Origin of the sequence: Bacillus sp. JJ1532 (assembly GCF_036965085.1) — a bacterium.
Lineage (GTDB): Bacteria > Bacillota > Bacilli > Bacillales > Cytobacillaceae > Cytobacillus.
Window position 1 is genome coordinate 1 of sequence record NZ_JBALOW010000140.1, and the last position, 227, is coordinate 227.

Below are 227 nucleotides of genomic sequence, written 5' to 3' on the forward strand. Positions count from 1 at the left end.
GTATTAACTATCTAATAAATTTTGAGCGCTTTTGGCTTTTTTCTTACCCAGGGTCCTTTCTTATATTTATGTTTCATTCTTATAACTACAAATACTGCAATCCCCCCACCATTACAACAGGTAGTAAAATACGCGCAATTTCCAAAGCTAAGTCCATATAAGAATCCTCCCTTCTCTGGTTTTTAATTAATTCAATTTTAACGTAATATACTCCATTAAATGGCCCT